The organism is Acidovorax sp. DMC1, assembly GCF_056314325.1.
Window position 1 is genome coordinate 1 of sequence record NZ_JBQUYO010000016.1, and the last position, 26479, is coordinate 26479.

The 26479-nt window shown below is 66.9% G+C and carries 23 protein-coding genes and 1 pseudogene; 13 read left to right on the top strand and 11 right to left on the bottom strand.

The features are described 5' to 3' along the window. From ACT531_RS21430 to ACT531_RS21445, 4 genes and pseudogenes are all read right to left on the bottom strand, one after another. Positions 1 to 95, bottom strand: a pseudogene (locus ACT531_RS21430) (electron transfer flavoprotein subunit beta/FixA family protein); the annotation flags it as partial. A 225-nt stretch (positions 96 to 320) separates the two neighbouring features. Next, positions 321 to 1649: a mechanosensitive ion channel family protein gene (locus ACT531_RS21435; RefSeq protein ID WP_309822995.1), complete on the bottom strand. Its 1329-nt coding sequence runs from the start codon at positions 1647 to 1649 to the stop codon at positions 321 to 323. A gap of 11 nt (positions 1650 to 1660) precedes the next feature. Then, entirely contained in the window at positions 1661 to 2452 is a 792-nt protein-coding gene (locus ACT531_RS21440; RefSeq protein ID WP_476018733.1) for an enoyl-CoA hydratase, read from the bottom strand. 140 nt (positions 2453 to 2592) lie between these two features. Further along, positions 2593 to 3498, bottom strand: coding sequence for a histone deacetylase family protein (locus ACT531_RS21445; protein ID WP_056058384.1), 906 nt, complete (start codon positions 3496 to 3498; stop codon positions 2593 to 2595). 101 nt (positions 3499 to 3599) lie between these two features. On the opposite strand from ACT531_RS21445, the gene ACT531_RS21450 reads away from it, so the two are divergent. The 6 genes from ACT531_RS21450 (at position 3600) to ACT531_RS21475 (ending at position 10912) form a co-directional block, all read left to right on the top strand. Beyond that, entirely contained in the window at positions 3600 to 4520 is a 921-nt protein-coding gene (locus ACT531_RS21450) for an AAA family ATPase (protein ID WP_015015123.1), read from the top strand. 3 nt (positions 4521 to 4523) lie between these two features. Continuing rightward, positions 4524 to 5567 (top strand): DUF58 domain-containing protein, encoded by a 1044-nt coding sequence (locus tag ACT531_RS21455; protein ID WP_476018734.1) that lies wholly within the window; start codon positions 4524 to 4526, stop codon positions 5565 to 5567. A 115-nt stretch (positions 5568 to 5682) separates the two neighbouring features. Next, positions 5683 to 7722: a transglutaminase TgpA family protein gene (locus ACT531_RS21460; RefSeq protein ID WP_476018735.1), complete on the top strand. Its 2040-nt coding sequence runs from the start codon at positions 5683 to 5685 to the stop codon at positions 7720 to 7722. A gap of 141 nt (positions 7723 to 7863) precedes the next feature. Next, positions 7864 to 8976: a lytic murein transglycosylase B gene (gene mltB, locus ACT531_RS21465; protein ID WP_295941101.1), complete on the top strand. Its 1113-nt coding sequence runs from the start codon at positions 7864 to 7866 to the stop codon at positions 8974 to 8976. Positions 8977 to 9152: 176 nt separating this feature from the next. Then, the gene (locus ACT531_RS21470) at positions 9153 to 10145 is read left to right on the top strand and encodes an ABC transporter ATP-binding protein (RefSeq protein WP_476018736.1); all 993 of its coding nucleotides are present in this window, start codon (positions 9153 to 9155) and stop codon (positions 10143 to 10145) included. A 5-nt stretch (positions 10146 to 10150) separates the two neighbouring features. Beyond that, positions 10151 to 10912 (top strand): ABC transporter permease, encoded by a 762-nt coding sequence (locus ACT531_RS21475; RefSeq protein ID WP_476018747.1) that lies wholly within the window; start codon positions 10151 to 10153, stop codon positions 10910 to 10912. A 60-nt stretch (positions 10913 to 10972) separates the two neighbouring features. On the opposite strand, the gene ACT531_RS21480 is transcribed toward ACT531_RS21475, so the two are convergent. Beyond that, positions 10973 to 12316, bottom strand: coding sequence for a branched-chain amino acid ABC transporter substrate-binding protein (locus ACT531_RS21480; protein ID WP_476018737.1), 1344 nt, complete (start codon positions 12314 to 12316; stop codon positions 10973 to 10975). A 92-nt stretch (positions 12317 to 12408) separates the two neighbouring features. Here ACT531_RS21480 and ACT531_RS21485 point away from each other — a divergent pair, with 92 nt between their 5' ends. Beyond that, complete coding sequence (locus ACT531_RS21485) at positions 12409 to 12798, top strand: Hsp20/alpha crystallin family protein (protein WP_099730807.1); 390 nt, start codon at positions 12409 to 12411, stop codon at positions 12796 to 12798. Between the two features lie 149 nt (positions 12799 to 12947). Here ACT531_RS21485 and ACT531_RS21490 read toward each other — a convergent pair whose 3' ends face one another. The 5 genes from ACT531_RS21490 to ACT531_RS21510 form a co-directional block, all read right to left on the bottom strand. Next, entirely contained in the window at positions 12948 to 14153 is a 1206-nt protein-coding gene (locus ACT531_RS21490) for an ABC transporter permease (RefSeq protein ID WP_116747602.1), read from the bottom strand. Beyond that, entirely contained in the window at positions 14153 to 14929 is a 777-nt protein-coding gene (locus tag ACT531_RS21495; RefSeq protein WP_476018738.1) for an ABC transporter ATP-binding protein, read from the bottom strand. Before ACT531_RS21495 ends, ACT531_RS21490 begins: the two co-directional genes overlap by 1 nt. Then, entirely contained in the window at positions 14926 to 16314 is a 1389-nt protein-coding gene (locus tag ACT531_RS21500) for an efflux RND transporter periplasmic adaptor subunit (protein ID WP_476018739.1), read from the bottom strand. The genes ACT531_RS21495 and ACT531_RS21500 overlap by 4 nt, the downstream gene beginning before the upstream one ends. A 68-nt stretch (positions 16315 to 16382) precedes the next feature. After that, positions 16383 to 17765, bottom strand: a complete 1383-nt coding sequence (locus ACT531_RS21505) for an efflux transporter outer membrane subunit (protein WP_476018740.1) — start codon at positions 17763 to 17765, stop codon at positions 16383 to 16385. A 273-nt stretch (positions 17766 to 18038) separates the two neighbouring features. After that, a complete protein-coding gene (locus ACT531_RS21510; RefSeq protein WP_476018741.1) occupies positions 18039 to 19034 on the bottom strand; it encodes an AraC-like ligand-binding domain-containing protein in 996 nt (331 codons plus the stop codon). A 220-nt stretch (positions 19035 to 19254) separates the two neighbouring features. Between ACT531_RS21510 and ACT531_RS21515 the strand changes: the two genes are divergently transcribed. Genes ACT531_RS21515 through ACT531_RS21540 form a run of 6 tightly spaced genes read left to right on the top strand, consistent with a single transcriptional unit; the run spans position 19255 to position 25237 of the window. After that, the gene (locus tag ACT531_RS21515) at positions 19255 to 20463 is read left to right on the top strand and encodes an amino acid ABC transporter substrate-binding protein (RefSeq protein ID WP_295941115.1); all 1209 of its coding nucleotides are present in this window, start codon (positions 19255 to 19257) and stop codon (positions 20461 to 20463) included. 4 nt (positions 20464 to 20467) lie between these two features. Next, positions 20468 to 21346 carry a branched-chain amino acid ABC transporter permease gene (locus ACT531_RS21520; protein WP_060986563.1) on the top strand — a complete coding sequence of 293 codons (879 nt, stop codon included), beginning with the start codon at positions 20468 to 20470 and terminating at the stop codon, positions 21344 to 21346. Then, on the top strand, positions 21343 to 22278 hold the full coding sequence (locus ACT531_RS21525) for a branched-chain amino acid ABC transporter permease (RefSeq protein ID WP_476018742.1): 936 nt from the start codon (positions 21343 to 21345) through the stop codon (positions 22276 to 22278). Before ACT531_RS21520 ends, ACT531_RS21525 begins: the two co-directional genes overlap by 4 nt. Beyond that, positions 22271 to 23032, top strand: coding sequence for an ABC transporter ATP-binding protein (locus ACT531_RS21530; RefSeq protein ID WP_476018743.1), 762 nt, complete (start codon positions 22271 to 22273; stop codon positions 23030 to 23032). The genes ACT531_RS21525 and ACT531_RS21530 overlap by 8 nt, the downstream gene beginning before the upstream one ends. Continuing rightward, positions 23029 to 23739 carry an ABC transporter ATP-binding protein gene (locus ACT531_RS21535; RefSeq protein ID WP_476018744.1) on the top strand — a complete coding sequence of 237 codons (711 nt, stop codon included), beginning with the start codon at positions 23029 to 23031 and terminating at the stop codon, positions 23737 to 23739. Before ACT531_RS21530 ends, ACT531_RS21535 begins: the two co-directional genes overlap by 4 nt. Positions 23740 to 23785: 46 nt before the next feature. After that, positions 23786 to 25237, top strand: coding sequence for an aldehyde dehydrogenase (locus ACT531_RS21540; protein WP_476018745.1), 1452 nt, complete (start codon positions 23786 to 23788; stop codon positions 25235 to 25237). A gap of 64 nt (positions 25238 to 25301) precedes the next feature. On the opposite strand, the gene tsaD is transcribed toward ACT531_RS21540, so the two are convergent. Continuing rightward, entirely contained in the window at positions 25302 to 26342 is a 1041-nt protein-coding gene (tsaD, locus tag ACT531_RS21545; protein ID WP_476018746.1) for a tRNA (adenosine(37)-N6)-threonylcarbamoyltransferase complex transferase subunit TsaD, read from the bottom strand. Between the last annotated feature and the right edge of the window lie 137 nt (positions 26343 to 26479).

Genomic DNA, 26479 nt, shown 5'->3' on the forward strand with positions numbered 1-26479 from the left:
TTCACGTTGGCGATGTCCACACCCGTGTTGTCCGACTTCACGCGGACCTTCACGTTGTAGTCCACCACGCGCTTGACAGGGACCAAGACCTTCATTGCTGCGGCTCCTAGAGAGTTGGTTGAATTGACGTTTACGTAAACTAGAACATTCTATGTCGCACTGCAGCGAAAGCGCTACGGAGCCACCACACAGACTGCACAATCACAAAAAAGAACGATCGTGCTTTTTGTGAATTATAGGCGAGTGCACAAGGCCAGTGTCTAGAGTGGGCTGTCGCCTGCGCTACCGGGCACCCACCAGGACATCGGCGAGCCCCCGGCTCAGCCCGCCGAAGGGGGTGCTGGCGCGGGAGTCCCGCCCGGCGACATCACAGCCGGGACTGCGCCATCGACTTGGACATGCATCACCCGTTGCGGGTAAGGGATTTCGATCTGGTGGGCCCGCAGCGCACTCAGGATGGCCCGGTTGATGTCCGAACGCAGTCCCAACGACCCGTTTTCAGGGTCCGCAATCCAGAACCCCACGGTGAACTCCAGCCCATCGGCCCCGAAGGCCGACAGCGCGGCGCTGGGGGCCGGGTCGCGCAGCACGCGCGGGCTGACCAGGGCGGCATTGGTGAGCAACTGGGCCACCTGGTCCACATCGCTCTCGTAGGCCACGCTGACCACCGTGGACATCCACACCCGGGGGTCGCTGAGCGACAGGTTCTCTACCCGCTGGGTAATGAGCATTTCGTTGGGCACGATGGACTCGCGGCCGGACGATGAGCGGATGACCGTATATCGGGCGTTGATCTGCGTGATGCGCCCCTCGAAGTTGTCGAGCTTGACGTTGTCGCCAATGCGCATGCTGCGCTCAGCCAGGATCACAAAACCGCTGACATAGTTGGCCGCGAGCTTCTGCAGGCCAAAGCCAATGCCCACGCCGACCGCACCACCCAGCACCGACAGCGCAGTCAGGTCGATGCCCACCGACGACAAGGCCACCAGCAAGCCCACAAACACCAGCAGCGCCCGCACAGCATTGCTCACGGCCTTGCGCAGCGACAGCTCGGCGCCCGTGGCCGAGCGCAGCAGGCGCGATTCGATGGCCGCCGAGATCCACAAGGCAATCAGCAGTACCGCTGCGGCGGTAACTGCCCCTTCGATGATGGTGCGCACCGACAGCGTCGCCCCGCCCACCTTCCAGTGGATCTGGTCCAGCTCGTCCAGCACCAGCGGCAGCAGCCCGGTGACCCACAGCACCATGCCCAGCCACGCCATCCAGGAGATGGAGCGCTCGATGGGCCGCACCCAGGCAGCATCCGGGTAGGCCACCTGCAGCACCTTCACGCCGATGCGAATGACCACCAGCGCTACCAGCACGGGGATCGCAATCTTGAACGCGGCCAGCGCCACCCAGTGGTGCAGCAGGGTGCGCGCGATGTAGGCCAGACTCAGTAGCACCAGCGGGAACAGCGCGCCGTCCACGATTCGCACCCCAAAGAGGATGGAGCGCGGGTCGCCCCGGCGCAGGCCGCGCTGCAGCAGCGCCACCAGCCCCCAGGCCAGGCCCACACAAACGGCCAGGACAGCCAGCTCCACCAGCACCGTGGGGCTGAGAAAGGCCTGCACCCACAGGCCCACGTCGTCGAGCATCGGCTTGTCCATCGTGCCGTGCCTCAACGCTTCCAGGCGGGCTGGCGCTTCTCGGCAAACGCACGGGCGCCCTCCTGGGCGGCCTCGTCCATCATGTTGGTGGCCATGGTCTGGCCGGCCAGCTGGTAGGCGGCATCGATGCCCAGCTCGCGCTGCTGGTACACCAGCGCCTTGCCCATGGCCACGGCCACGCGCGGCTTTTGAAGGATGGATTGCACCAGTTGCTCGACCTCGGCATCCAGCGCATCGGCGGGCACCACGCGGTTTACCAGCCCTTGCGCCAGCGCGGTGGGCGCATCGATGAAATCACCGGTGAGCAGCATTTCCATCGCCCGCTTGGCGGGCACGTTGCGCACCAACGGCACGCTGGGCGTGGCACAGAACAGGCCGTAATGAATGCCGCTCGTGGCAAAGCTGGCCGTGTTGGCCGCCACGGCCAGGTCACACTGCGCCACCAGCTGGCACCCCGCAGCCGTCGCCATGCCCTGCACCCTGGCGATCACGGGTACTGGCAGCTTGTGGATGGTCAGCATCATGCGGCTGCATTGCGCAAACAGCTTTTGGTAGTACGCCAGGTCCGGGTTCGCTGCCATGTCCTTGAGGTTGTGCCCGGCACAGAAGGCCTTGCCTGCTGCGGCCAGCACGACCACGCGCACAGATTCGTCGCGGCCCGCTTCGTCCAGCGCCTGTTGCAGGGCTGTCAGCATTTCAGAGCCCAACGCATTGAAGCGTGCAGGGTCGTTCAAAGTGAGGGTGATCACACCGCGCGTATCACGGGTGATCAGCAGCAGCTCGTCAGAATTTGGAATCGTCATGTTGTTTCTCCTGTGCACAGCAATGCGAGGGGCGTTTGAAACAGGCGCGCATGAGGCCAGTGCCACCGTGGAGCTGGCTCCGCCAGGCCACCGGTGGCGTCCCCCTCAGGGGGAAGACGCCGCAGGCGGCTCAGGGGGAGTCAAAGATCAGCCAGGACCCGCAAATGCGCCTCCACGCTGCGCGCCAGCGGCCCCATCACGTAGCCACCCTCCAGGCACGACACGATGCGGCCCTTGGAGTAGCGCCGGGCCACATCCTTCACGCGCTGGGTGATCCAGGTGTAGTCCTGCTCGGTCAGGCCCAGTTGGCCCATGTCGTCCTCGCGGTGGCCATCAAAACCGGCGCTCACAAAAATCATCTCGGGCTTGAAGGCCTCCAGCCGGGGCATCCACATCATCTCGATGATCTCGCGAATGTCCATGCCGCGTGTGTAAGCGGGCACTGGCACGTTGACCATGTTGGGGGCAGGATCGTGGTCGCCGCTGTAGGGGTAGAACGGATGCTGGAAGATGCTGACCATCAGCGCCCGCGGGTCATTGGCCAGGATGTCCTCCGTGCCATTGCCGTGGTGCACGTCAAAGTCCACCACCGCCACGCGCTGCAGGTTGTAGCGCTGCAGCGCATATTTCACCGCCACCGCCACGTTGTTGAAAAAGCAAAAGCCCATCGCTTTGTCGCGGCAGGCATGGTGCCCCGGGGGGCGCACGGAGCAGAAGGCGTTTTCGACCTCGCCCGCCATCACCGCGTCGGTGGCGGCCAGCGCAGCACCCGCAGCACGCAGCGAAGCCTTCCAGGTGTGGGCGTTGATGGAGGTGTCGGTGTCAATCTGCGCATAGCTGGGGCCGCCGGCCATCAGCTCTTCGTTGAGCCGGTCAGACATCCCGCGCAAGGCGGCGATGTGCATGCGGCCATGGGCCAGTTCGATGTCGGCCAGCGAGGCTTCCGGGGCTTCGTAGCGCTCCAGCGCATCTCCCACGCCAGTGACCAGTAAACGGTCTTCAATCGCATCCAGCCGCTCGGGGCATTCGGGGTGGCCCGGGCCCATCTCGTGCTTCCAACAATCCCGATGGGTGAAATAGCCCGTCTTGCTCACAGTCTTGTCCCCGCGTATCGCATTTTTCGCCGTTTTTCGGATAACGTCGTGCCATGAATGCACAGCACAAGATCAAATCGCTTCTGGATCAGCTTAACACGGTGATCGTGGGCAAAAAGGCCCAGGTTCAGGACTGCGTGGCCTGCCTGCTGGCGGGGGGGCATCTGCTCATTGAAGACGTGCCGGGTGTGGGCAAGACCACACTGGCGCACGCGTTGTCCCACACCTTTGGGCTGCAGTTTTCGCGCGTCCAGTTCACTGCCGACCTCATGCCCAGCGACCTGACCGGCGTGTCGGTATACGAACGTGGCAAGGAAGCCTTTGTGTTCCACCCCGGCCCGGTGTTTGCCCAGGTGCTGCTGGCCGACGAAATCAACCGCGCCAGCCCCAAGACGCAAAGCGCCCTGCTGGAAGCCATGGAAGAAAAGCAGGTGTCGGTCGAGGGCGAAACCCGCGCCCTGCCCCACCCCTTCTTCGTGATCGCCACCCAGAACCCACACGACCAGCTGGGCACCTTTGCGCTGCCCGAGTCGCAACTTGACCGCTTCTTGATGCGCATCTCCATCGGCTACCCCGACCGCGCCGCCGAGCGCCTGCTGCTGTCGGGCGACGACCGGCGCGACATGGTGAGCAGCCTGCTGCCGCTGCTGTCGGCCGAGGAGCTGACCGAGCTGCAACGCCAGGTGCAGGCCGTGCACACCGCCGATCCCCTGCTCAACTATGTGCAGGACCTGATCGCCGCCACCCGCTCGGGCCGCTGGTTCTTGCAGGGCCTGTCGCCCCGCGCGGGCATTGCCCTGCTGCGTGCGGCCAAGGCCCAGGCGCTCATCAGCGGGCGCGACTACGTGGCACCGGACGATGTGCAGGCCGTGCTGCCGCAAACCATTGCCCACCGCCTGGTGCCCGTGGGCGACGCCGGGCGCGGCGCGGTCGAGCAGGTGCGCGCCATGGTCGATGCCGTGCCGCTGCCCTGACCGATGGAATCCGCCGCCCATCCTTCCCACACGACGACCACGGGCTGGCGCGGCCTGGCCGTGCGGCTCAGCCCCATGGCGCACCTTCGCAGGCGCTTCCAGCGCTGGTGGCAGGCACGCCTGCCGCTGTCCGACACGCTGCAGCTCACCCAGCGCAATGTCTACATCCTGCCCACCAGCTCGGGCTGGATGCTGGCGCTCACGCTTGTGGTGCTGCTGGTGGCCTCCATCAACTACCAGCTCAACCTGGGCTACCTGCTGACCTTTTTGCTGGCCGGCAGCGCGGTGGTGGGCATGCACATCTGCCACGCCAACCTGCGCGGGCTGACGCTGCACCTGAAGGCGCCCGAGCCGCATTTTCTGGGCACGAGTACGGCGTTCGAGATCCAGCTGTCCAGTGATCGCAAGTCGCCCCGCTATGGCATTGCCCTGGCGGTGCACGGCACCGGCAAGGCCGAACACCACTGGGCCTGGACCGATGTGCCCGCCCAGGGCCAGGCCAGCGTGCAGGTCGCCTTCCAGCCCGGGCGCCGGGGGCTGCACCGGGTGCCCACCCTGACGGCCGAGACGCGGTTTCCGCTGGGCACCTTCCGCGTGTGGACCTACTGGCGACCCGCTGCCGAGGTGCTGGTGTACCCCGCGCCCGAGGTGCCGCCACAGCCCTTGCCGCCGGGCGAGCCCCGCGCCGGGGGCACGGGCAATGCGCCGTCGCAGGGCATTGGCGAATTCGACGGGGTGCGGGCCTACCGGCGGGGCGACCCGCTCAAACTGGTGGTCTGGAAGAAGGCCGCCAAGTCGCTGGCCACCGGCACCGACGACCTGGTGAGCCGGGATGCGCAGCAGGCGCAGCGGCATGAGCTGTGGCTGGACCTGGCCCACGCCGCCCTGCCCAACCACGAGGCGCGCGTGTCGCGCCTGACGGCCTGGGTGCTGCAGGCCGACCGCCTGGGCCTGGACTATGGCCTGCGCCTGCCCGGCACCGAGATCGCGCCCGACACCGGGGCCGCCCACCGCAGGCGCTGCCTGGAGGCATTAGCCCTGTGTTGACCCGCTGCCGCTCATTTCAGCCCATAGTGGCCCCAAGCGCATGTTCATATTGCCCCAATAGCTATCAAATACGTAGCAAAATGAAATCCATCGCCCTCCGCACGGCCGCGCAGCCATGAGTCTGCGCCAGACGCTCCACGCCCTGCCGCGCGACGCGCGCGACACGCTGTTCCTGCTCGTCGTGATTGCGTGGGTCATCGCCCCGCAGGTCAACGTGTTGCCCGCATGGGCGAGCCTGCTGGCTGCCGGGCTGATGCTGTGGCGCGGCTGGCTGGCGTTCAAGGGGCGCCCGCTGCCAACGCGCTGGGTGCTGGCCGTTCCGCTGGTGATTGCGGTGGCGGGCACGCTATACACGCACCGCACCATCCTGGGCCGCGATGCCGGGGTAACACTGATCGTGATGCTGCTGGCGCTCAAGATGCTGGAGCTGCGCGCACGGCGCGATGCGCTGGTGGTGTTCTTCCTGGGCTTCTTCACGATGCTCAGCAACTTCTTCTTCTCGCAGTCGCTGTTCACGGCCGCTGCCATGCTGGTGGCCCTGCTGGGGCTGCTCACGGCCCTGGTCAACGCCCACATGCCCGTGGGGCGCCCTCCGCTGTCGCTGGCACTGCGCACCGCAGGCACCATGGCACTGCTGGGCGCGCCCATCATGGCGGCGCTGTTCATGCTGTTCCCGCGCATGGCGCCCCTGTGGGGCATGCCCAGCGACACCATGAGCGGGCGCAGCGGCCTGTCGGGTGTGATGAAGGTGGGCAATATTGCCGAACTGGCGCTGGACGACACGGTGGCCATGCGCGTGCGGTTTGACACCCCTGACGGCGCGGCGCCACCGCAAAGCGACCTTTACTTCCGTGGCCCAGTGTTCGGCACCTTCGACGGTGTTGAGTGGCACCCGGTGTCACCCCGCCCAGGCGACTATTCGCAGGCACGGGCCAACACTGCGGCCAACTTGCGCGTGCAAGGCCAACCCGTACGCTATGAAGTGACGCTGGAGCCCCACCAGCGCCCCTGGCTGCTGCTGCTGGACGCTGCGGTGGACAAACCTGCCGTGGCCGGCATGGAGACCTTCATGACGCAGGACCTGCAGTGGCTGACCACCCGCGCCGTGACGGATGTGGTGCGCTACAAGGCCGAAAGCTACACGCAGTTTGCCCACGGCCCCAGCACCCCCAACGCCGCCCTGCGCACCTACACCGAGCTGCCCACCGGTTTCAACCCCCGCACGCTGGCGCTGGCCCAGCAAATGCGCAACGACCCCGCACTCAACCCCAACCCGGCGCAGGACAACACCGAGGCGCTGGTCAATGCCGCCCTGACCCGCCTGCGTACCGGCGGATATGTCTACACGCTGGAGCCCGGCGTGTACGGCCAGCACACGGCCGACGAGTTCTGGTTTGACCGCAAGGAAGGGTTTTGCGAGCACATTTCCTCGGCCTTTGTGGTGCTGATGCGTGCGCTCGACATCCCGGCCCGCATCGTCACCGGTTACCAGGGTGGCGACCGCAACCCCGTGGACAAGCTCTGGACCGTGCGCCAAAGCGATGCCCACGCCTGGGCCGAAGTCTGGCTGGCCGGCCGGGGCTGGGTGCGGGTGGACCCCACGGGTGCCGTGTCGCCCGGCCGCACCGGGGCCTTTCAGCGGCTGCGCGCTCCTCAGAGCGCCTTTGCGACGGCCATGGGCACGGTCATCAGCCCGGGGCTGGCGCAGAACCTGCGCGCCGTGTGGGAGGCCGTCAACAACAGCTGGAACCAGTGGGTACTCAACTACACCCAGAGCCGCCAGCTGGACCTGCTCAAGTCCCTGGGCTTTGAGTCGCCCAGCTGGCAGGACCTGACCATGGTGCTGGGCATCCTGATCATCGTGGCGGCCCTCGGGGGCATGGGCTGGAGCCTGTGGGAGCGCAGCCAGCACGACCCCTGGCTGCGTCTGCTGGCACGCGCGCGCCAGCGCCTGGCCCGCGCCGGGCTGGTGGTGCCCGACACCTTGCCGCCCCGGGCCATGGCCGAGCGGGTACAGGCACAATTCGGCGCACCCGCTGCGGCGGTGGCCGACTGGCTGCTGCGGCTGGAGCGCGTGCGCTATGCCCCCCACCCGGAGGCCGCGCTGGGCGACTTGCGTCGGGAGTTCCGCAGCATCGCCTGGCCGAAGCAGTGAATCATCCCCGGAGCAGCTGCGCCGCTTCCCCCCAAGGGGGACGATGCCCTCGATGAGGGGCGGCCCTTGCTTGGCATTCCTGGTCTTGGAGCGCGCCGGTATCGGGCGCTACAGGGAGCCACAACATGACGAACAGTTGACATGAAGAAGACAGCACCATGGACCGCAGCAGCTATTTTTTTGATAGCTGCCTGCGCATTACCCGCTAGCGCAAAGCCCGAAAATCAACCCAAACCAGCGGCACAGAAAGCGCATGCCAAAGCCGGGCAGGCCCACCAGGGGCGGGCCAGTGCCAAGGCCCCAGTGCTCTATGCATCGCGCCCCGAGGCCATGGAGTTTGCCGACGACCTGGCCGCGCGCCGCGACCTGGACCGCGAATGGGTGCGTCAGGCCATCGGCCAGGCGCATTTTCTGCCCCAGGTGCCACGCCTCATGCTGCCGCCGGCCAAGGGAACGGCCAAGAACTGGCGCGTGTACCGCAGCCGCTTCATCGACCCCATCCGCATCCGTGCAGGCGTGCGCTTCTGGCAAGAGAACCAGGCCACGCTGGAGCGTGCCGAACGCGAGTTTGGCGTGCCCGCCGAGATCATCGTGGGCATCATCGGGGTGGAGACCATCTATGGCCAGCAGATGGGCACCTTCCGCGTGATGGACGCGCTGGCCACGCTGGCGTTCGACTTCCCCTCCGCCCACCCGCGCGCCAAGGAACGCACCGAGTTCTTCCGCCGCGAACTGGAGCAGTTCCTAAGCCTCACCAACCGCAGCAACACCGACCCCTTTGAGCCGCGCGGCAGCTACGCCGGCGCCATGGGTCTGGGCCAGTTCATGCCTTCCAGCTGGGTGCGCTACGCGGTGGACTTTGACGGCGACGGCCGCGTGGACCTGTTCAAGAGCCCGGCCGATGCCATTGGCTCGGTGGCCAACTACTTCCGCGGCCACGGCTGGACACCCGGCATGCCCACGCACTTTGGGGTGCAGTTCGACAACGCGCGCCTGCAGCTGGACGACCTGCTCGCCCCCGACATCCTGCCCACCTTCAGTGCCGCCAGCATGTTGGCCAAGGGCGCTGTACTCGATGCCCAGGGTGCGCAGCACACGGGCCCGCTGGCGCTGGTGGAACTGCAGAACGGCAACGATGCCCCCAGCTACGTGGCGGGCACCGAGAACTTCTACGCCATCACCCGCTACAACTGGTCCAGCTACTACGCCATGGCGGTGATCGAGCTGGGCCGCGAGGTGGCGGCAGCGCGCTGATGGCGAACCCCTGCGCTGCTAACCAAACACCTACCGACTGAACCCGGAGGTTTCTGCGGGCACGGAGCCCCTGCCCTGCACGCTTGCGCAAGTCAGTCCACAATGCCCGACTCCGACCGCTTGCACAGCGGCCCGGCCACGGCGGAACGCCCTGGCCCTCCAAGAGAACCTTCCCCATGCCTGCATCACCTTCTCCAGCACCCGACACGGACGCCATCGTCCGCGTACGCGGCCTGAGCAAAACCTACGCCGGCGGCTTTCAGGCACTCAAGAACATCGACCTGGACATCCGGCGCGGCGAGATCTTTGCCCTGCTGGGGCCCAATGGCGCGGGCAAGACCACGCTGATCAGCGTGATTTGCGGCATGAGCAATGCCACGGCGGGCACCGTCACGGCAGATGGGCACGACACGGTACGCGACTACCGCGCAGCCCGTGCTGCGATTGGCCTGGTGCCCCAGGAGCTTCACACCGACTCGTTCGAGACCGTGTGGGCCACGGTGAACTTCAGCCGAGGGCTGTTTGGCAAGGCCCCCAACCCTGCATACATCGAGAAGATCCTCAAAGACCTGTCGCTGTGGGACAAGAAGGACAACAAGATCCTTGCGCTGTCGGGCGGCATGAAACGCCGCGTGCTGATCGCCAAGGCGCTGTCGCATGAGCCCAAGATTCTGTTCCTCGACGAACCCAGCGCGGGCGTGGATGTGGAGCTGCGCCACGATATGTGGCGCCTGGTGCGGGCGCTGCGCGACGCGGGCACCACCATCATCCTGACCACCCACTACCTGGAAGAAGCCGAGGACATGGCCGACCGCATCGGTGTGATCCGCAAGGGCGAGTTGATCGTGGTGGAAGACAAGGCCGTGCTGATGCGCAAGCTGGGCAAGAAGGAACTTGCCATCACGCTGCAGCAACCCATGGAGCAGGTGCCCGCATCGCTCGCCCGCTGGCCGCTGTCTTTGGACCAGGGTGGCACCGTGCTGACCTACACCTTCGACACGCAGCAGGAAGACACCGGCATCGCCGCCCTGCTGCGCGCCCTGACGGAGCATGGCATCGACTTCAAGGACCTGCATTCCAGCGAGAGCTCGCTCGAAGACATCTTCGTGAGCCTGGTGCACCAGGACAAGGCCCCCACCCCTTCGGCCCAGAAAGCGATCCCAGCATGACCGGTGTGAACCTGCATGGCGTGCGCGCCATCTACCGCTTTGAGATGAACCGAGCCTTCCGCACCTGGATGCAGAGCCTCATTGCGCCCGTGCTGACTACCGCGCTGTACTTCATCGTCTTCGGCTCCGCCATCGGCTCGCGCATGGGCAACATCGGCGGGGTGAGCTATGGCGCCTACATCATCCCCGGCCTGCTCATGCTGTCGCTGCTCTCCGAGAGCATTTCCAACTCGGCCTTCGGTATCTACATGCCCAAGTGGTCAGGCACCATCTACGAGCTGCTGAGCGCGCCGGTCAATTGGGTGGAGGTGCTGCTGGGCTACGTGGGCGCGGCAGCCAGCAAGTCACTGCTGGTGTCGGTGCTCATTCTGTCTACCGCCCGGGTGTTCGTGCCGTACGAGGTGGCACACCCGGTGTGGATGGTGGGCTTTCTGGTGCTCACGGCCGTCACGTTCTGCCTGTTCGGCTTCCTGATTGGCCTGTGGGCCGACAGCTTTCAAAAGCTGCAAGTGATACCGCTGCTGGTGATCACGCCGCTCACCTTTCTGGGCGGGGCGTTTTACAGCATCAGCATGCTGCCACCGTTCTGGCAGAACGTCTCGTTGTTCAACCCGGTGGTCTATCTCATCAGCGGGCTGCGGTGGGCGTTCTACGGCCACGCCGACGTGCACATTGCGGTAAGCACCAGCATGACGCTGGTGTTCATGGCCCTGTGCCTTGCCGTGGTGCGGTGGGTGTTCAAGACCGGCCACCGCATTCGGCGCTGAGCGCGATCACCCCGGTCGCCCCGGCCGCCCGGGGCGGACCCACGCATCAGTAGCGCTGCATCAATAACGCTGCATTTGGCAGCTGTGCGGCTGCTGCGCCTTCGCCGCTGCAATCTGCCGCACCACGCGGAAGCCGTAGCCCGAGCCTTCCACGTCGAACTTCACGCCGGGCGCGCCTTTCTTGTCCATCACGCCCACCGCCAGCGCCTGCTGGAACTGGTGGTCGGCCGCGCGCATGGTGCCGCCCTGGCCGGCCAGCTGCACGTTGGCCGACTCCATCTGGCGCGCAACGGCCACCACATCGGTGCTGCCCGCACGCTCGATGGACTGCGCGAGTGCCTCAATCATCAGCTGCATGCGCATGTGCACATAGTCGTCCTGCGGCTTGGGAAAGCGTGTGCGGAAGGACTGGTAGAACGCCTCGCTCTGCGCGCCCGGCACGTTGGGCAGCCAGTCGGCCACGGCCACCACCTTGCCGATGCCGGCATCGCCAATGGCGGCGGGCGCACCCAGCGCGTTGCCGTAGAAGGTGTAGAAGCTGCCCTCGTAGCCCACATCCCGCGCGGCCTTGACCAGCAGCGTCAAGTCGTTGCCCCAGTTGCCGGTGACCACGGCCTGTGCGCCGCTGCTCTTGATCTTGACGGCGTAGGGTGCAAAGTCCTTCACGCGGCCGATGGGGTGCAGCTCTTCGCCCACCACCGCCACATCGGGGCGCTGGGCGGCCAGCTGCTTCTTCGCCTCGCGCAGCACGGCCTGGCCAAAGCTGTAGTCCTGGCCGATGAGGTACACGCTCTTCAAGGCCTTGTCCTCGCGCATCACCTCCATCAGCGCGGCCATGCGCATGTCGGCATGGGCATCAAAGCGGAAGTGCCAGAAGCTACACTTTTCGTTGGTAAGGATGGGGTCCACCGCCGAGTAGTTGAGGAACAGCACGCGCTTGTTCGGCTCGCGCTCGTTGTGCTTGTTGATGGCCTCGATCAGCACGGCGGCCGTGGACGACGAATTGCCCTGCAGGATGACCTGCGCGCCATCGTCAATCGCGGCGCGCAGGGCAGACAGGGCCTCTTCGTTCTGGCCCTTGCTGTCGTAGCGCTCCAGCACCAGAGGGCGGGGGCCGCCGCTGCTGGCTGGCAGCTGCACGCCGCCGCGCGCGTTCACACGCTCCATGGCCCAGTAGATGTTGCGGTACACGGCCTCGCCGGTGTTGGCGAACGGGCCCGAGAGGCTTTCGATGAGTGCCAGCTTGACCGGCTTGGCCTGAGCGACAGCGGCAGGGGCTGGGGCCTGCGCCTGCGCGGCAGGCGCCAACGCCACGGCGCCTGCAAGGGCCACTGCGGCTGCCCAAACGGTGTGACGTAATGCCGCAGCGCCTGATTTCAAGCCCACAGATTGCAATTTATTCATGGCATTTTTCCCTTGAAATGCGGCGTGGCCGCACACACCTCTCTGCCATGCGGCGACCACGTCGAGAGCCGCGCAGTGTATAGGAGTTACCCATGATCTTCGCCCCCGTGATCCGCCGCGCCGCTTATGCCCAAGCCCCCCGTTCCGCCGACCTGGCGCTGCAACGTTTTCTGATGGGCGCGCTGGCACAGCCTGCTGCAGCACCCGCTGCGGGCTGTACCGTGACGCAGGACGAAAAGGCCACCACCTTGCAGCTGGACGTACCCGGCCTGGCCCGCGAACAGCTCTCGATCAGCATTGAAGGCCAGGTGGTGCAGGTGCAAAGCGTGGAAGGCGCACCGCGCAAGGTGCAGCGCGCGTGGGAGCTGCCCACCGAGATTGACGCCAGCGCCAGCACCGCCAAGCTGGAAAACGGCGTGTTGACCCTGACACTGGTCCGCCTGGAGCCCGTGAGCAAGGCCACCACGCTGACCATTCACTGAAGCCAGCCGCTCCCAAGGCGGTGGCGCATGACGGCTATCGCTATATTTTCAATAGCAATCAAGGCATGATGCACTAGCGCTTCATGCCTTTTTTGCTTGTTTTTTCCAGGGCACCCGGTCAGGCGCCATTCGGCAGCCCACGGCCCTGCTCACTCGTGCCGTAGCGCATCGATGGGGTCCATGCGCGCCGCGCGCCGCGCCGGGAAGTAGCCAAACACCACACCGATCCCGGCCGAAAACACAAACGACAGCAGGTTCACGCCGGGGTTGAACAGGTAGGGCACGCCCATCAGCCCCGACAGCGCGAGCGACGCGCCCGTGGCCAGCACGATGCCGATGAGCCCGCCCAAAGCGGCCAGCACCACGGCCTCGATCAGGAACTGCAGCAGCACCTCGCGTTCCAGTGCGCCGATGGCCAGGCGCAGGCCGATCTCGCGCGTGCGCTCGGTCACGCTCACCAGCATGATGTTCATGATGCCGATGCCGCCCACCAGCAGGCTCACGGCGGCCACGGCGCCCAGCAGCGTGGTCAGCACCTTGGTGGTGCCCGAGAGCGTGTCGGCCAGCTGCTTGGTGTCGAGCACATTGAAGTTGTCTTCGTCCGAGTCCGATAGCTTGCGCAGCTCGCGCAGCAGTTGGGTGAGGCTGGCCTTCACCCGCTCGGGGTCGCTGCCGTCCTTCATGGACACCAGCAGCGTGTTCACCCGTGTGTTGCCCGTCACGCGGCGCTGCAGCGTGCGCAGCGGCACCAGCACGGTGTCGTCCTGGTCGTTGCCAAACGCACCCTGCCCTTTGGACGCCAGCACGCCCACCACCTCGCACGAAAACGCCTTCACGCGCAGCTGGCCGCCCACGGCATCGGCCGTGCCAAACAGCTCGCGCCGCACGGTCTCGCCGATCAGGCAGACGGCAGCACCCGCGCGCAATTCAGCGTCGGTAAAGACGCGGCCCGTGCGCACCGTCCAATTGCCGGTCTCCAGCCAGGCGTTGGTGCTGCCGATCACGCTGGTCGTCCAGTTGCGCCCGCCCACCACCGCCGTGGCGGCGGCACGCGCCTCGGGCGCCACGGCCAGGATGCCGCCGATCTGCTGCGCGATCATGTCGGCATCGGTGTCCTTGAAGGCCGGGGCGCCGGTGCCACCGCCGGGCCCCATGCGCTGGCCGGGGCGTACCTGCAGCAGGTTGGTGCCCAGGCCCGAGATCTGGTTCTGAATGGCCAGCGTGGCGCCATTGCCCAGCGTGACCATGGTGATCACCGCGCTCACGCCGATCACGATGCCCAGGATGGTGAGGAAAGAGCGCATCAGGTTGCGCCGGATGGAACGCAACGCCAGCAGCAGGGTGTTGAGCAACATCAGTGGCCTCCCGCATCCGAACCGGCCACCGCCGGCAGGGCCGATGCTGCATCAGCGTCCAGTCCCTTGGGGTGTGGGTTGGCCGCATCGCTGTCCACCACGCCATCCACAAACCGCACGATGCGCCGCGCGTACTGCGCCATGTCGGCCTCGTGCGTGACCATCAGCACGGTGATGCCGTGGTCGGCGTTCAGCCGCCATAGCAGCTCCATGATCTCGATGCTGCGTTGCGTATCGAGGTTGCCCGTGGGCTCGTCGGCCAGCAGCACATCGGGCTCAGTGACGATGGCGCGCGCAATGGCCACGCGCTGCTGCTGCCCGCCCGACAGCTCGGCAGGCGTGTGGTGCTCCCAACCCTTGAGGCCCACCGCTTCCAGCGCGCGCGCCGCCGCAGCATGGCGTGCCGTGGCAGATTCGCCCCGGTACAGCAGGGGCAGCTCCACGTTCTCTTGCGCCGAGGTGCGCGCCAGCAGGTTGAAGCCCTGGAACACAAAGCCAAAGTAGCGCCGCCGCAGCCGTGCCCGCTCGTCGCGCGAGAGCGATTCCACATGTACGCCCTTGAACAGATACTCGCCCGTGGTGGGCCGGTCCAGGCAGCCCAGCGTGTTCATGGCCGTGGACTTGCCCGAGCCGCTGGGGCCCATTATGGCCACAAAGTCGCCCTGCGCAATGTCCAGGTCCACGCCCTTGAGCGCCTGAAAGGCCAGCGCCCCTTCGCCATAGACCTTGGTCACGCCACGCAGGCGGATGATGGGGGTGTCGCCCGCCACGCTCATGGCTTGGCCCCTGCCGCGCGCTGGTCGGTGATCACGGCCATGCCGGGCGTGAGGCCCTCGCCCGTGACCTCGGTATGGCGGCCATCGCTGATGCCCACCTGCACATCAATGGGCTTGGCGGCACCGTCCTGCAGCACCCACACCTGCCGCGTCTTGCCCGCGCCATCGCCCGCCTCGCTCCCCGCACCCGGTTTGCGTGGGCCCGAGCCAGAGCGTGGCATGCGCGGCATGAGCTGCGACATGATGCCGCCACCACTGCCGCTGCCCGACGCGCCGGGCTTGGCACCACCCGCTCCGGGCTTCACATCGGCCCCTGCGGCCTGAGCGGGCGTGAAGCGCAGCGCCGTGTTGGGCACCAGCAGCACGTCCTTGCGCTCGGTGGAGGTGATGGTGGCCGCCGCCGTCATGCCGGGGCGCAGGCTCATGTCGCTGTTGTTCACCTCCAGCCAGGTGATGTAGGTGACCACGTTGTCCGTCTTGGTGGAGCCAAACGAGACGCGCGTGACCTGGGCCGGGTAGCGGCGCGAGGGATAGGCGCTGACCGTGAAGCTCGCGTCCTGCCCCACCTTGACCGAGCCCACGTCGGCTTCGTCCACGCTCACATCCAGCCGCAGCCGCGTGAGGTCTTCGGCCACGGTGAACAGCGTCACAGCCTGCAGCGATGCGGCCACCGCGTTGCCGGGCTCCACCGTGCGGGTCAGCACCACGCCGTCGATGGGCGAGCGGATGGAGGCCTTGGACAGATTGGTCTCGTCGGTGGACAGCGCGGCGCGTGCGTCCTCGACCGTGGCGCGAGCGCTGGTTTCATCGGCGCGGGCGCGGTCCAGCGTGGCGCGGCCTGCGTCCAGCTCGGAGGCCGAGGGCACCTTGCCGCCGGACAGGCGGGCCACTTCTTCGAGCCGGCCAAAGTTGGCAATGGCCTCCTTGGTGGTGGCCACGGCCTGGGCCAGGCGGGCCTGCGCCGACGCCAGCGAGGCGCGCGAGCGCAGCACCTGCGATTCGAGCTTGGCGGTGTCCAGCTCCACCAGCAGCTGCCCTTTCTTGACCTTGTCGTTCACATCCACCAGCACATTGCGCACGGTGCCCGACAGCTCGCTGCCAATGGTGACCGAGCGCGTAGGCTGCAGCGTGCCGTTGGCCGACACGGTGAGTGTGAGATTGCCCCGGCGCAGCTCTTCGGTGACATAGGTGGGTGCAGTGCTGGCGCTCTGGCGCGATTGCCAGGCGTACAAGCCACCGCCCACCACCACGAGCGCGGCCACCCCCAGCCACACGGTAGTGCGCTGCCACCAGCGGCGCGGACGGTCGGCCCCCAGCAAGGCGCTCAGGTCGGAGGGGGCGGCTTTGGCGGTTGCAGAAGAAGCGGAGGTGTCGGTATTTGGCATGGGACGTGAATCAGAAAATGGAGGCTCGCAGGCAATGGGGTGGGCGTGTGGAAGGGCTTGTCAGCTGTTCATTCGGCTACCGCCCAGCCGCCGCCCAGCGCCTTGTAGAGGCGCACATGGTCTGCCGCGACCGCAGCAGTGGTGGTGGCCACGCTCTCTTGCGTGGACAGCAGCGTGCGCTGCGTCTCCAGCACCGCCTGAAAGTCGATGAGACCACTGCTGTAGCGCTGCTGCGCCAACAGGGCGGCGTTGCGGGCGGCGTCTGCGGCGGCCGTCAGTCGTTCCAGTTTTTCCCGGTCGCCACGCAAGGCCACCAGCGCGTTCTCCACATCCTGCAGTGCCGTGAGCACGGTGGCTTCGTAGGCCACACGGGCCTGCTCCAGCGCTGCAGACTGCACACGCACCTGTGCGCGGGCGGCGCCACCGTCGAGCAGCGGGATGGACACGCTGCCCAGCAAGGCACTGGTCACCGCACCGCCGCCCGACAGCGCGCCCAGCGTGAGGGCACGCAGGCCCAGCGAGCCACCGAGGGAGAAGCTGGGGTAGCGCGCCGCGTCGGCCTGCGACACGCGCGCCAGGGCGGCTGCAATGCGCTGCTCGGCCGCACGCACATCGGGGCGTTGGCGCAGCGTCTCGGCCGGGATTGCCAGGGCAAGCTCTGCGGTCGGCTGCGGCACGGGTGCACTGGCGGCCAGGGTAGCGTCGAGCGCGCCGGGCACCTGGCCTGTCAGAACGGCCAGGCTGTAGCGCGACTGAGCCAGGCTGGCTTCCAGGCTGGGAATCTGCGCGGCGGTCTGCTCGGCCGCTGCACGGGCCTGCTCGGTGACGAGCGAGGTGGTGAGCCCGGCCTGCAGGCGCCACTGGGTGAGCTGCAGGGTCTCCTGCTGGCTGGCCAGGTTGCTGCGCCCAATGGCCAGGCGCTGCTGCAGCCCGCGCAGCTCGATGTAGTTGACGGCCACCTCGGCGGCCAGCGACACCTGCACCTCGGCCAGGCTGGCCTCTGCCGCGCGCGCATCGGCCTCGCTGGCGCTCACGCCGCTGCGCAGGCGGCCAAACACATCGGGCTCCCAGCTTGCATCAAAGCCAGCCTGGAAGGTGTTGCCAGTGCTGTTGCTCGCGCGGCTGCGCTGCGCCGAGGCGGATGCGCCCACGCTGGGCAGCAGGCCAGCCGATTGCACATCTACCTGCGCACGCGCCTGCTGCAGCGAAGCCTGGGCAGTGCGCACGCTGGTGTTGGCGCGCAAGGCTTGCTCGACCAGCGTGGTGAGCACTGCATCATCGAACCGCTGCCACCACTGGGCAAGGGATGTAGTTGCAGCCGCTTGCGAGGCACCGTTACCTCCCGCAGACCACTCCGAGGGAACGGCCACCTGGGGCAAGGTGTCGTCGGTGGGTGCCAGGCTGGCACACCCGGCAGTGACCAGCACGCACAGAGTCAGGGCCGTTTGCATCCACGGCGCAGCGCGCACAACGTGCGCTGCGCGGGCGGGGGGAGCGCCTGGAGAAGCCGGTGGTAGAAAACGCATGGGCAATGGCTAGGCAAGGGAAAACCCCATTGTGAGCAGCGATTGCGCAGCCAAGGTACCGACTGGGTCAAGCCCGCGTAAAGAATTGATGCAAGTCAACGATCAATGGGCGGCCGCGCCGACGCAGCCTGGACCTCAAACACATGGGCCTGCAGTGCCGCACAACGGGCACAGCCCGCCTGTGGGCCAGGTCGTCGGTCAGTGCGCGCGCAGCGACTCGTCGCGCAGCAACACCACCGGCGCAAAAGCCCGGGCCCGGTATTCGCTGGGGCTGCAGCCCACATGCGCGCGAAACGCCCGGCTGAAATGCGCGCTGTTGCTGAAGCCCCAGGACAGCGCAATGTCGGTGACCGAGCGCTGCGCGTGCGCCGGGTGGCGCAGGTCGCGCAGGCAGGCCTCCAGGCGGCGGCGCTGGATCATGGCGGCCAGGGTTTCCTCGTCATCGGCCACCGCGTTGTACAGATGCCGCTTGCTGCAGTTGAGCGCCTGGGCCATGCGGTCAATGGTGAGATCGGGGTCGCCCAGGTGGCGGTCGATGTACTGGCTGATGCGGTCACGCAGCGCCTCGCGCTGCGACAGCAGGCTTTGCTGGCCGTTGCGCTCCAGCAGCGACAGCTGCACCAGGTGCGTGATCACATCGGCCACGCCATCGGCGGCCACGTCGGACATGGTGGGCAGCTCGGCAAACGCGGCGCGCATGGTGTCCCACGCGAGGCGCGACACGCCCGTGGTGCCCGAGAAGCGCTGCACCATGAGGTCGTCGAGCTTGAGCTTGCGCTCGGGCAGCTGTTCCTTGGGGATCATCAGCACCATCTGCCGCACGGCCTCGGGGTTGCTCACGGCGTAGGCGCGCGTGGTGTCGTACACGCTCCACTCGCCGGGCGACAGCCACACCTGGCGGCCGTTCTGCTCGAAGCAGGCACGCCCTTCCAACTGCGCCACCACCTTGATGTAGGCCCGGTCGCTGCCCCGGATCAGGCTGGGGGTACGCACCACGCGGTGGCGGCTCACGTTCAGCTGGCACAGGTTCACATAGCCCGCCTGGCCTGAAGTGATGTGGCCCGCAAAAGCCTCGTCGCCAAAGGCGTCGGACTCCAACCCGCCAATGAGCCGCCACACGGCATCGCCCCACAGGTGCAGGCGGTCGCGCGCGGGCACAGCGTCGGTGGATACCTCGGTCAAGGGATGGGCCATGGTGTCTCCAATGCGGGGTTGCGCAAACCTGATGGTTATGCGGCTGAATTATCGGACGCCCCGTTACCCCATGCCACCGAGGGAAATCCGGGTAAACCCGCTGCCATCTGCACGCTGAGGCAAGCGTTTTGTGCACGCTGAGCGCAGCGCGCTGATGCCTGTCTCCCTACGATTCCCGGCACGGCGTGCACCACGCAGGCCCCATCCGAGGAGACACACAATGACAGCACACCAACCCTCCAAGCGCCAGTGGATCAAAGGCGCAGCCGCCACGGTCGGCACCCTGGCCGTGGCGCCCCAGTTGTGGGCACAGGGCAGCAGCGCGGCACCTGTTCGCATCGGCTACGCCATTGCCCGCACGGGCCCCTGGGCGGCCGGCGCACAGGTGAGCCAGGAGCCCAACTACCTGCTGTGGGCCGAGCAGGTGAACGCAGCGGGGGGACTGAGCGTGAGAGGCACCAAGCGCCCCATCGAACTCATCGGCTACGACGACCGCAGCGAGACCGAGACCTGCGTGCGCACCTACGAAAAGCTCATGGGCAGCGACAAGGTGGACCTGATCCTGCCGCCCTGGGGCTCGGGCGCCAACTTCGCCATCGCGCCGCTGGCCAACCGCTTCGGCTACCCGCTGCTGGCACCCACGGCGCTGTCGCGCAAGCTGATCGACATGAACCTGCCCTACTTCTTCTCGCTGCTGCAGCAGCCCGACAAGATGATGGGCGCGCTGGTGGACATGCTGGTGGCCAACAACGTCAAGACCATTGCCATCGTCTACATGGACGACCTGTTTGGCCTGGAAAACTTTGCCGCGCTGAACAACGCGCTCAAGAAGACCAGCATCCAGGTGGTGGAGCGCAAGAGCTACCCGCTGGGCGTGAAGGACCTGGCCCCCGTGCTGCGCGGCATCAAGGACCAGAACCCCGACGCGTTCATCGGCATCACCTACCCGCCCGACACCATCCTGGCCAGCCGCCAGGCGCGCGAGGTGGGGCTGAACCCCAGGTTCTTCTACGCCTCGGTGGGCACAGCCTTCCAGCTCTACAAGAACGTGATGCAGGCCAACACCGAGGGCGTGATCGGCATGGGCTCGTGGAGCGTGAAGACCAGCCCCGAGGCCAAGGCGTACTTCGACGCCCACGTGAAGAAGTTCAACAAGGAACCCGACCGCTGGGCCAGCGGCCACGCCTGGGCGGGCCTGCAGATCCTTCAGCAGGCCGTGGAAAAGGCGGGCCTGGACCGCAAAGCGCTGCGCGAGCACATCGCCAAGAACGAGTTCCAGACCATCCTGGGCGCCATCCGCTTCCAGGGCAGCGAGAACGCATCCATCCCCGGCACCGTGAGCCAGTGGCAAGGCAACGACTTTGAGGTGGTGTGGCCCAAGGACCGGGCCACGGCGCAGTTGAACACCAGTAAACCTGCGTGGAAATAACAAAGTGTCTTTGACCTCCTGGGCCGAACTGGTCGCCAGTGGCCTCATTACCGGCGGCATCTACGCGCTGGTGGCCATGGGCCTGAACCTGCAATACGGGCTGATGCGCATCATGAACATCTCGCATGGCGAGTTCCTGATGCTGGGCGCCTTCCTGACTTGGTCGGCGCACACCCTGTGGGGCATCTCGCCGCTGCTGCTGATGCCGCTGGCTTTCATCGCGCTGTTCGCGCTGGGCGTGGTGGTGCATGCGCTGTGCTTCAAGCGCTTGGCCGCGCGCGCACCGAATGTGGACGTGTTCGAGGCGCGCAGCCTGATGGTGGGCTTTGGCCTGATGTTTCTGGTGCAGAACACCGCCCTGTTGATCTGGGGCGGCGACCTGCGCGGGTATGAATACCTGGCCGACCCGGTGCAGATCGCGGGCATGCGCTTCACCGAGAACAAGCTGGTGCTGTTTGGCGTGGCGCTGGCGCTATCCGCAGGTTTGATCGCGCTGCTCAAGCTCACGCTGCTGGGCAAGGCCGTGCGAGCGCTGATGCAGTCGCCCACGGGCGCGCAGCTGGTGGGCATCAACACGCGGCGCCTGCACCCCATGATGTTTGGCATTGGCCTGGGCCTGTCGGGCGTGGCGGGGGCGCTGCTGTCGATGACGTATGAGATCTCGCCATCGATGGGCGAGCCCTATACCGTCACCGCACTCATCGTCATCACACTGGGCGGCTTTGGCAGCCTGGCGGGCAGCCTGGCTGGCGGCCTGCTGCTGGGTGTGGTCGAGGCGCTGGGCATGCATTTCAGCAGCCCGTCTCTCAAGATGCTGCTGAGCTATGCAGTGTTCATCGGCGTGCTCATCTGGCGCCCCAACGGACTGTTCTCCAAAAAATGACCGCTCTCTATTCCAACAAGCCCTGGCTGGCGCTGGCTGCGGGGGTGGCGGTGGTCGCCACCCTGCCCTGGCTGGTGTCCGAGTTCATGGCCTCCGTGCTGCTCAGCTGCCTGATGTACATCGCGCTGGCCACCAGCTGGTCGCTGTTCTGCGGCGCCACGCGCTACCTGTCGCTGGCCACCTCGGCCTTCTTTGGTGTGGGTGCGTACACCAGCGCGGTGCTGCTGGGCGTGCTGCCCTGGCCCCTGGTGATTCTGAGCGGCGCGCTGATCGCCACCATCGTGGCCGTGGTGATGGGCGCGGCGGTGCTGCACCTGCGCGGCACCTACTTTGCGGTGCTCACGTTCGGCATGACCGAGCTGATTCGCCACGCCGTGACCTTTGTCGAAAAGCAGGTGTCCGGCACCGTGGGCCGCGTGCTCACGGTGGTGCCCAGCAACGAGACCGTGTACCTCACGGTGCTGCTGATTGCGGCGGGTGCCATTGCCACGGCGATTGCCATCCAGCGCAGCCGCTTTGGCCTGGCGCTCTCGGGCATCGGTGCTGACGAACAGCGCGCGCAAACGCTGGGCGTGGACACGCGCCTGGCCAAGATTGCGGGCTTTGGCATCACCGCCGCCTTTGCAGGCGCCGTGGGCGCGGCCATGGCGGTGCGCTGGACTTACATCGAACCCGCAGCCGTGTTCAGCCCCTTCATCGGCTTCCAGACCGTGCTGATCGCGCTGATCGGCGGCGCCACCAGCCTGGGCGGCCCCATCCTGGCGGCCATCGTGTTCAGCCTGCTGGCCGAAACGCTGCGCCTGCAGCTGCCCTATGGCTACATGATGGTGCTGGGCCTGCTGCTGATCTTGTGCGTGATGTACCTGCCCAATGGCCTGGCCACGCTGTGGCAACGGCGCAAGCCCGCAGCGGTGGAGGCACACCATGGCTGAAGCCCTGTTGACCATCGACGCCGTGACCGTGCGCTTTGGCGGCCTCACCGCCGTGGCTGGCGTGAGCGCCACGCTGCACACGGGCGAGCTCATCGGCATCATCGGCCCCAACGGCGCGGGCAAGACCACGTTCTTCAACGCCATCTCGGGCGTGCAGCCGCCCACCTCGGGCACGCTGGTGAGCGGCGCCGACAACCTCACCGGCAGGGGCCCGCACCACTATGCGGCCCACGGCATTGCGCGCACCTTCCAGACGCCGCGCGTGTTCCCAGACATGACGGTGCGCGACAACGTGCGCTTTGGCATGCAGTTCGCGGGTCGCCACCGCCAGGGGCCGGATGGCCTGCGCAGCGAAGGCGAAATCCTGGCCATGCTGGGCCTGGCCCACCTAGCCGACCGCCCCGCTGCCGACGTAACACCGTCGCAACAGCGCCTGCTGGAGATCGGCATGGCCCTGGGCACCCGCCCGCGCCTGCTGCTGCTCGACGAGGTGGCTGCAGGCCTCACCGAGGCGGAGGTGGACGCCATGGCCCAGCGCATCCGCCGCCTGCGCGATGACTGGGGACTGACCGTGGTGTGGATCGAGCATGCAGTGACCACGCTGCTCAAGTACGTGGAGCGCGTGCTGGTGCTGCACCAGGGCCGCAAGATTGCCGACGGCACGCCCGCCGAGGTGGTGCGCGACCCGCAGGTGATCGAAGCCTATCTGGGTGACGAAACGGCCCGCAGCAAAGAACAAGGAGCCACGGCATGAGCGGCGCACACCTCAGCGTGCAGAACCTGACCACGGGCTACCACGGCTTTCAGGTGCTGCAAGACCTGTCGCTGCAGGCCGCACCCGGCGTCACTGTGATCGTCGGCCCCAATGGCGCGGGCAAGACCACGCTGCTCAAGGCCCTGGCCGGGCTGCTGCCGCGCACGGGCACCGTGGCGCTGGACGGCTGCGACCTGCCCGCGATGAACGCCACCGCCTGCGTGCAGCGCGGCCTGGCCCTGGTGGCCGAGGGCCGCCAGCTGTTCCCGCAGATGACGGTGACCGAAAACCTGGAGCTGGGCGGCTGGCTGGTGCCAACACGGGTGCGGGCCGAGCGGTTGCACCAGGCGTTCGAAGACTTCCCGCGCCTCAAGGAGCGCGCCACGCAGCTCGCGGGCACCATGAGCGGCGGCGAGCAGCAGATGGTGGCCGTGGCCCGCGCCATGATGAGCGGCCCGCGCCTGTTGATGCTGGACGAGCCCTCGCTGGGGCTGGCACCGCGCATGGTCGATGAGCTGCTAGCCATCGTGCAGCGCATTGCCGCGCAGGGCGTGACCGTGCTCATGGTGGAGCAGAACGTGCGCAAGGCACTGCAGATCGCGCAGCGCGGCTATGTGCTGGAGCGAGGACGCATCGTGGCGTCTGGCGCAGCCTCTGACTTGCTGCAGTCCGACGTGGTTCGACAAGCCTACCTGGGCGTGACCTGAATACCTCTTTCCCCCTTTTTTATCTGTTCTTTTTCAGGAGCTTTCAATGACTGCCATTTCCATGCTGATCAACGGCGAGCACGTGCAAGCCACTGGCGGTGCCACGTTTGAGCGCCGCAACCCGCTGGACGGTTCGGTCGCCACCACGGCACCCGCTGCCAGCGTGGCCGATGCCAAGGCCGCCGCCGACGCAGCCGCCAAGGCCTTCCCGGCCTGGTCCGCCCTGGGTCCCAACGCGCGCCGCGCGCTGCTGCTCAAGGCCGCACACGCGCTGGAGGCCCGCACGGCCGACTTTGCCGTGGCCATGGCGGCCGAGACTGGCGCATCCGGCATGTGGGCGGGCTTCAACGTGCACTTGGCTGCGGGCCTGCTGCAAGAAGCCGCCGCGCTGACCACGCAGATTGCGGGCGAGGTGATCCCGTCCGACGTGCCCGGCAGCCTGGCCATGGGCGTGCGCCAGGCGGCGGGTGTGGTGCTGGGCATTGCACCGTGGAACGCACCCGTCATCCTCGGTGTGCGCGCCATCGCCACGCCACTGGCCTGTGGCAACACGGTGATCCTGAAAGGCTCGGAGCTGTGCCCCGCCACGCACGGCCTCATCATCGAGGCGCTGCAGGAGGCTGGTTTGCCCGCTGGGGTGGTGAACTTTGTGACCAACGCCCCGGCCGATGCGGGTGCTGTGGTCGAGGCCATCGTGGCCCACCCGGCGGTGCGCCGCATCAACTTCACCGGCTCCACCAAGGTGGGCCGCATCATTGCGCAGACCTGCGCCAAGTACCTCAAGCCCGTGGTGCTGGAGCTGGGCGGCAAGGCCCCGCTGCTGGTGCTGGATGACGCAGACATCGACGCCGCCGTGGCGGGCACCGTGTTTGGCGCCTTCGCCAACTCGGGCCAGATCTGCATGTCCACCGAACGCATCATCGTGGACAACGCCGTGGCCGACGAGTTTGTGGCCAAGCTGGGCGAGCGTGCCAAGGCCCTGCCCCTGGGCGACCCGCGCAAGGGCCCGGTGGTGCTGGGCTCGGTGGTGGACATGGCCACGGTGCACCGCTGCAACGCCCTCATCGACGACGCACTGGCCAAGGGCGCCAAGCTGGTCTGTGGCGGCAAGAGCGACAGCACGTTGATGCAGGCCACGGTGCTGGACCACGTGACGGCCGCAATGGACATCTACCGCGAAGAATCGTTCGGCCCCGTCAAACCCGTGGTGCGCGTGAACGGTGTGGAAGAAGCCATCGCCTGCGCCAACGACAACGAGTTCGGCCTGTCGTCCGCCGTGTTCAGCCGCGACGTCGCCAAGGCCTGGAACGTGGCCGCGCGCATCGAATCGGGCATCTGCCACGTCAACGGCCCCACGGTGCACGACGAAGGCCAGATGCCGTTTGGTGGCGTGAAGAGTTCGGGCTACGGCCGCTTTGGCGGCATGGCCGGGGTGCGTGAGTTCACCGAACTGCGCTGGATCACAGTGCAGACTACTCCCCGCCACTACCCCTTCTGAAGTTCAAAAAAGATAGCTGCTAGCGCTTTCTGGACAAGCGCTAGCGGCCACTTTCACCTAAACATCAAACTGTGATCGCATCCAGCGGCCAGCGAGGCTTCACGTCAAACGCGTAGTCGGTATTGGCCTGCTGCTGCCCGGCCTGTAGGCGCATGGCTGCCGCCATGGCAATCATGGCGCCGTTGTCGGTGCACAGGTGCAGCTCGGGGTAGTGCACGCGCACCTTGGCTGCGGCGCAGGCCGCGTTGAGCTGGGCGCGCAGATGCCGGTTTGCGCCCACGCCACCGGCGACCACCACGCGCTTCAGGCCGGTCTGCTTGAGGGCGGCCAGGGTCTTCTTCACCAGCACTTCGACAATCGCGGCCTCGGTGCTCGCCGCCAGGTCGGCCTTGCGCGCTTCGAGTTCGTCGCCCAGCTTCTTGGCCTGCGTGAGCACGGCCGTCTTGAGTCCGGCAAACGAAAAATCCAGATCACCGCTGTGCAGCAAAGGCCGTGGCAGCTTGAAGGCCGTGGCACTGCCCTGCTCGGCCAGACGAGAGAGCGCTGGGCCACCCGGGTAGCCCAGGCCCATGAGCTTGGCGGACTTGTCAAATGCCTCGCCCGCAGCGTCGTCAATGGTCTCACCCAGAATCTCGTAGCGGCCCACGCCATCCACACGCATCAGCTGGGTGTGGCCGCCCGAAACGAGCAGGGCCACAAAGGGAAATTCCGGTGGGTCGGCACTGAGGAAGGGCGACAGCAAATGCCCCTCCAGGTGGTGCACGCCCAGCACCGGCTTGTTGAGCGCCGCACCCAGGGCGCACGCCACGCCCGCGCCCACCAGCAGCGCCCCCGCCAGGCCCGGGCCGCGCGTGTAGGCCACCACGTCCACATCGGCCAGCGTCTGGCCGGACTCGGCCAGCACCTCTTTGGCCAACGGCAGCACACGGCGGATATGGTCGCGGCTGGCCAGCTCGGGTACCACGCCGCCATAGGCCTGGTGCATCTCGATCTGGCTGTGCAGCGCGTGCGATAGCAGCGTAGGAACGGCATCGCCCATGGAACGGACCAATGCCAGGCCGGTTTCGTCGCACGAAGATTCAATACCCAGGATCAGCAAGCTCATGCCCGAAGTGTAGGGGCTCAGAACCAGAACCCGTGAGGCATATCCGGCGCCATTCCCACGACCGACAGCGCCATGTGCCCCGGCGCCCCCGGGTCCGTGATGATCCCATCCATCTTCCCGTCCGCGTCAAACTGTCC

What these genes read in the sequence shown, in the direction of transcription:
- ACT531_RS21470 (WP_476018736.1), top strand. Translation starts at nt 9,153, where the DNA reads ATGCCTGCATCACCTTCTCCAGCACCCGACACGGACGCCATCGTCCGC.
- ACT531_RS21525 (WP_476018742.1), top strand. Translation starts at nt 21,343, where the DNA reads ATGACCGCTCTCTATTCCAACAAGCCCTGGCTGGCGCTGGCTGCGGGG.
- ACT531_RS21505 (WP_476018740.1), bottom strand. Translation starts at nt 17,765, where the DNA reads ATGCAAACGGCCCTGACTCTGTGCGTGCTGGTCACTGCCGGGTGTGCC.
- ACT531_RS21535 (WP_476018744.1), top strand. Translation starts at nt 23,029, where the DNA reads ATGAGCGGCGCACACCTCAGCGTGCAGAACCTGACCACGGGCTACCAC.
- ACT531_RS21485 (WP_099730807.1), top strand. Translation starts at nt 12,409, where the DNA reads ATGATCTTCGCCCCCGTGATCCGCCGCGCCGCTTATGCCCAAGCCCCC.
- ACT531_RS21480 (WP_476018737.1), bottom strand. Translation starts at nt 12,316, where the DNA reads ATGAATAAATTGCAATCTGTGGGCTTGAAATCAGGCGCTGCGGCATTA.
- ACT531_RS21435 (WP_309822995.1), bottom strand. Translation starts at nt 1,649, where the DNA reads ATGGACAAGCCGATGCTCGACGACGTGGGCCTGTGGGTGCAGGCCTTT.
- ACT531_RS21460 (WP_476018735.1), top strand. Translation starts at nt 5,683, where the DNA reads ATGAGTCTGCGCCAGACGCTCCACGCCCTGCCGCGCGACGCGCGCGAC.
- tsaD (WP_476018746.1), bottom strand. Translation starts at nt 26,342, where the DNA reads ATGAGCTTGCTGATCCTGGGTATTGAATCTTCGTGCGACGAAACCGGC.
- ACT531_RS21455 (WP_476018734.1), top strand. Translation starts at nt 4,524, where the DNA reads ATGGAATCCGCCGCCCATCCTTCCCACACGACGACCACGGGCTGGCGC.
- ACT531_RS21500 (WP_476018739.1), bottom strand. Translation starts at nt 16,314, where the DNA reads ATGCCAAATACCGACACCTCCGCTTCTTCTGCAACCGCCAAAGCCGCC.
- ACT531_RS21440 (WP_476018733.1), bottom strand. Translation starts at nt 2,452, where the DNA reads ATGACGATTCCAAATTCTGACGAGCTGCTGCTGATCACCCGTGATACG.
- ACT531_RS21495 (WP_476018738.1), bottom strand. Translation starts at nt 14,929, where the DNA reads ATGAGCGTGGCGGGCGACACCCCCATCATCCGCCTGCGTGGCGTGACC.
- mltB (WP_295941101.1), top strand. Translation starts at nt 7,864, where the DNA reads ATGAAGAAGACAGCACCATGGACCGCAGCAGCTATTTTTTTGATAGCT.
- ACT531_RS21510 (WP_476018741.1), bottom strand. Translation starts at nt 19,034, where the DNA reads ATGGCCCATCCCTTGACCGAGGTATCCACCGACGCTGTGCCCGCGCGC.
- ACT531_RS21540 (WP_476018745.1), top strand. Translation starts at nt 23,786, where the DNA reads ATGACTGCCATTTCCATGCTGATCAACGGCGAGCACGTGCAAGCCACT.
- ACT531_RS21490 (WP_116747602.1), bottom strand. Translation starts at nt 14,153, where the DNA reads ATGTTGCTCAACACCCTGCTGCTGGCGTTGCGTTCCATCCGGCGCAAC.
- ACT531_RS21530 (WP_476018743.1), top strand. Translation starts at nt 22,271, where the DNA reads ATGGCTGAAGCCCTGTTGACCATCGACGCCGTGACCGTGCGCTTTGGC.
- ACT531_RS21445 (WP_056058384.1), bottom strand. Translation starts at nt 3,498, where the DNA reads ATGGGCCCGGGCCACCCCGAATGCCCCGAGCGGCTGGATGCGATTGAA.
- ACT531_RS21515 (WP_295941115.1), top strand. Translation starts at nt 19,255, where the DNA reads ATGACAGCACACCAACCCTCCAAGCGCCAGTGGATCAAAGGCGCAGCC.
- ACT531_RS21450 (WP_015015123.1), top strand. Translation starts at nt 3,600, where the DNA reads ATGAATGCACAGCACAAGATCAAATCGCTTCTGGATCAGCTTAACACG.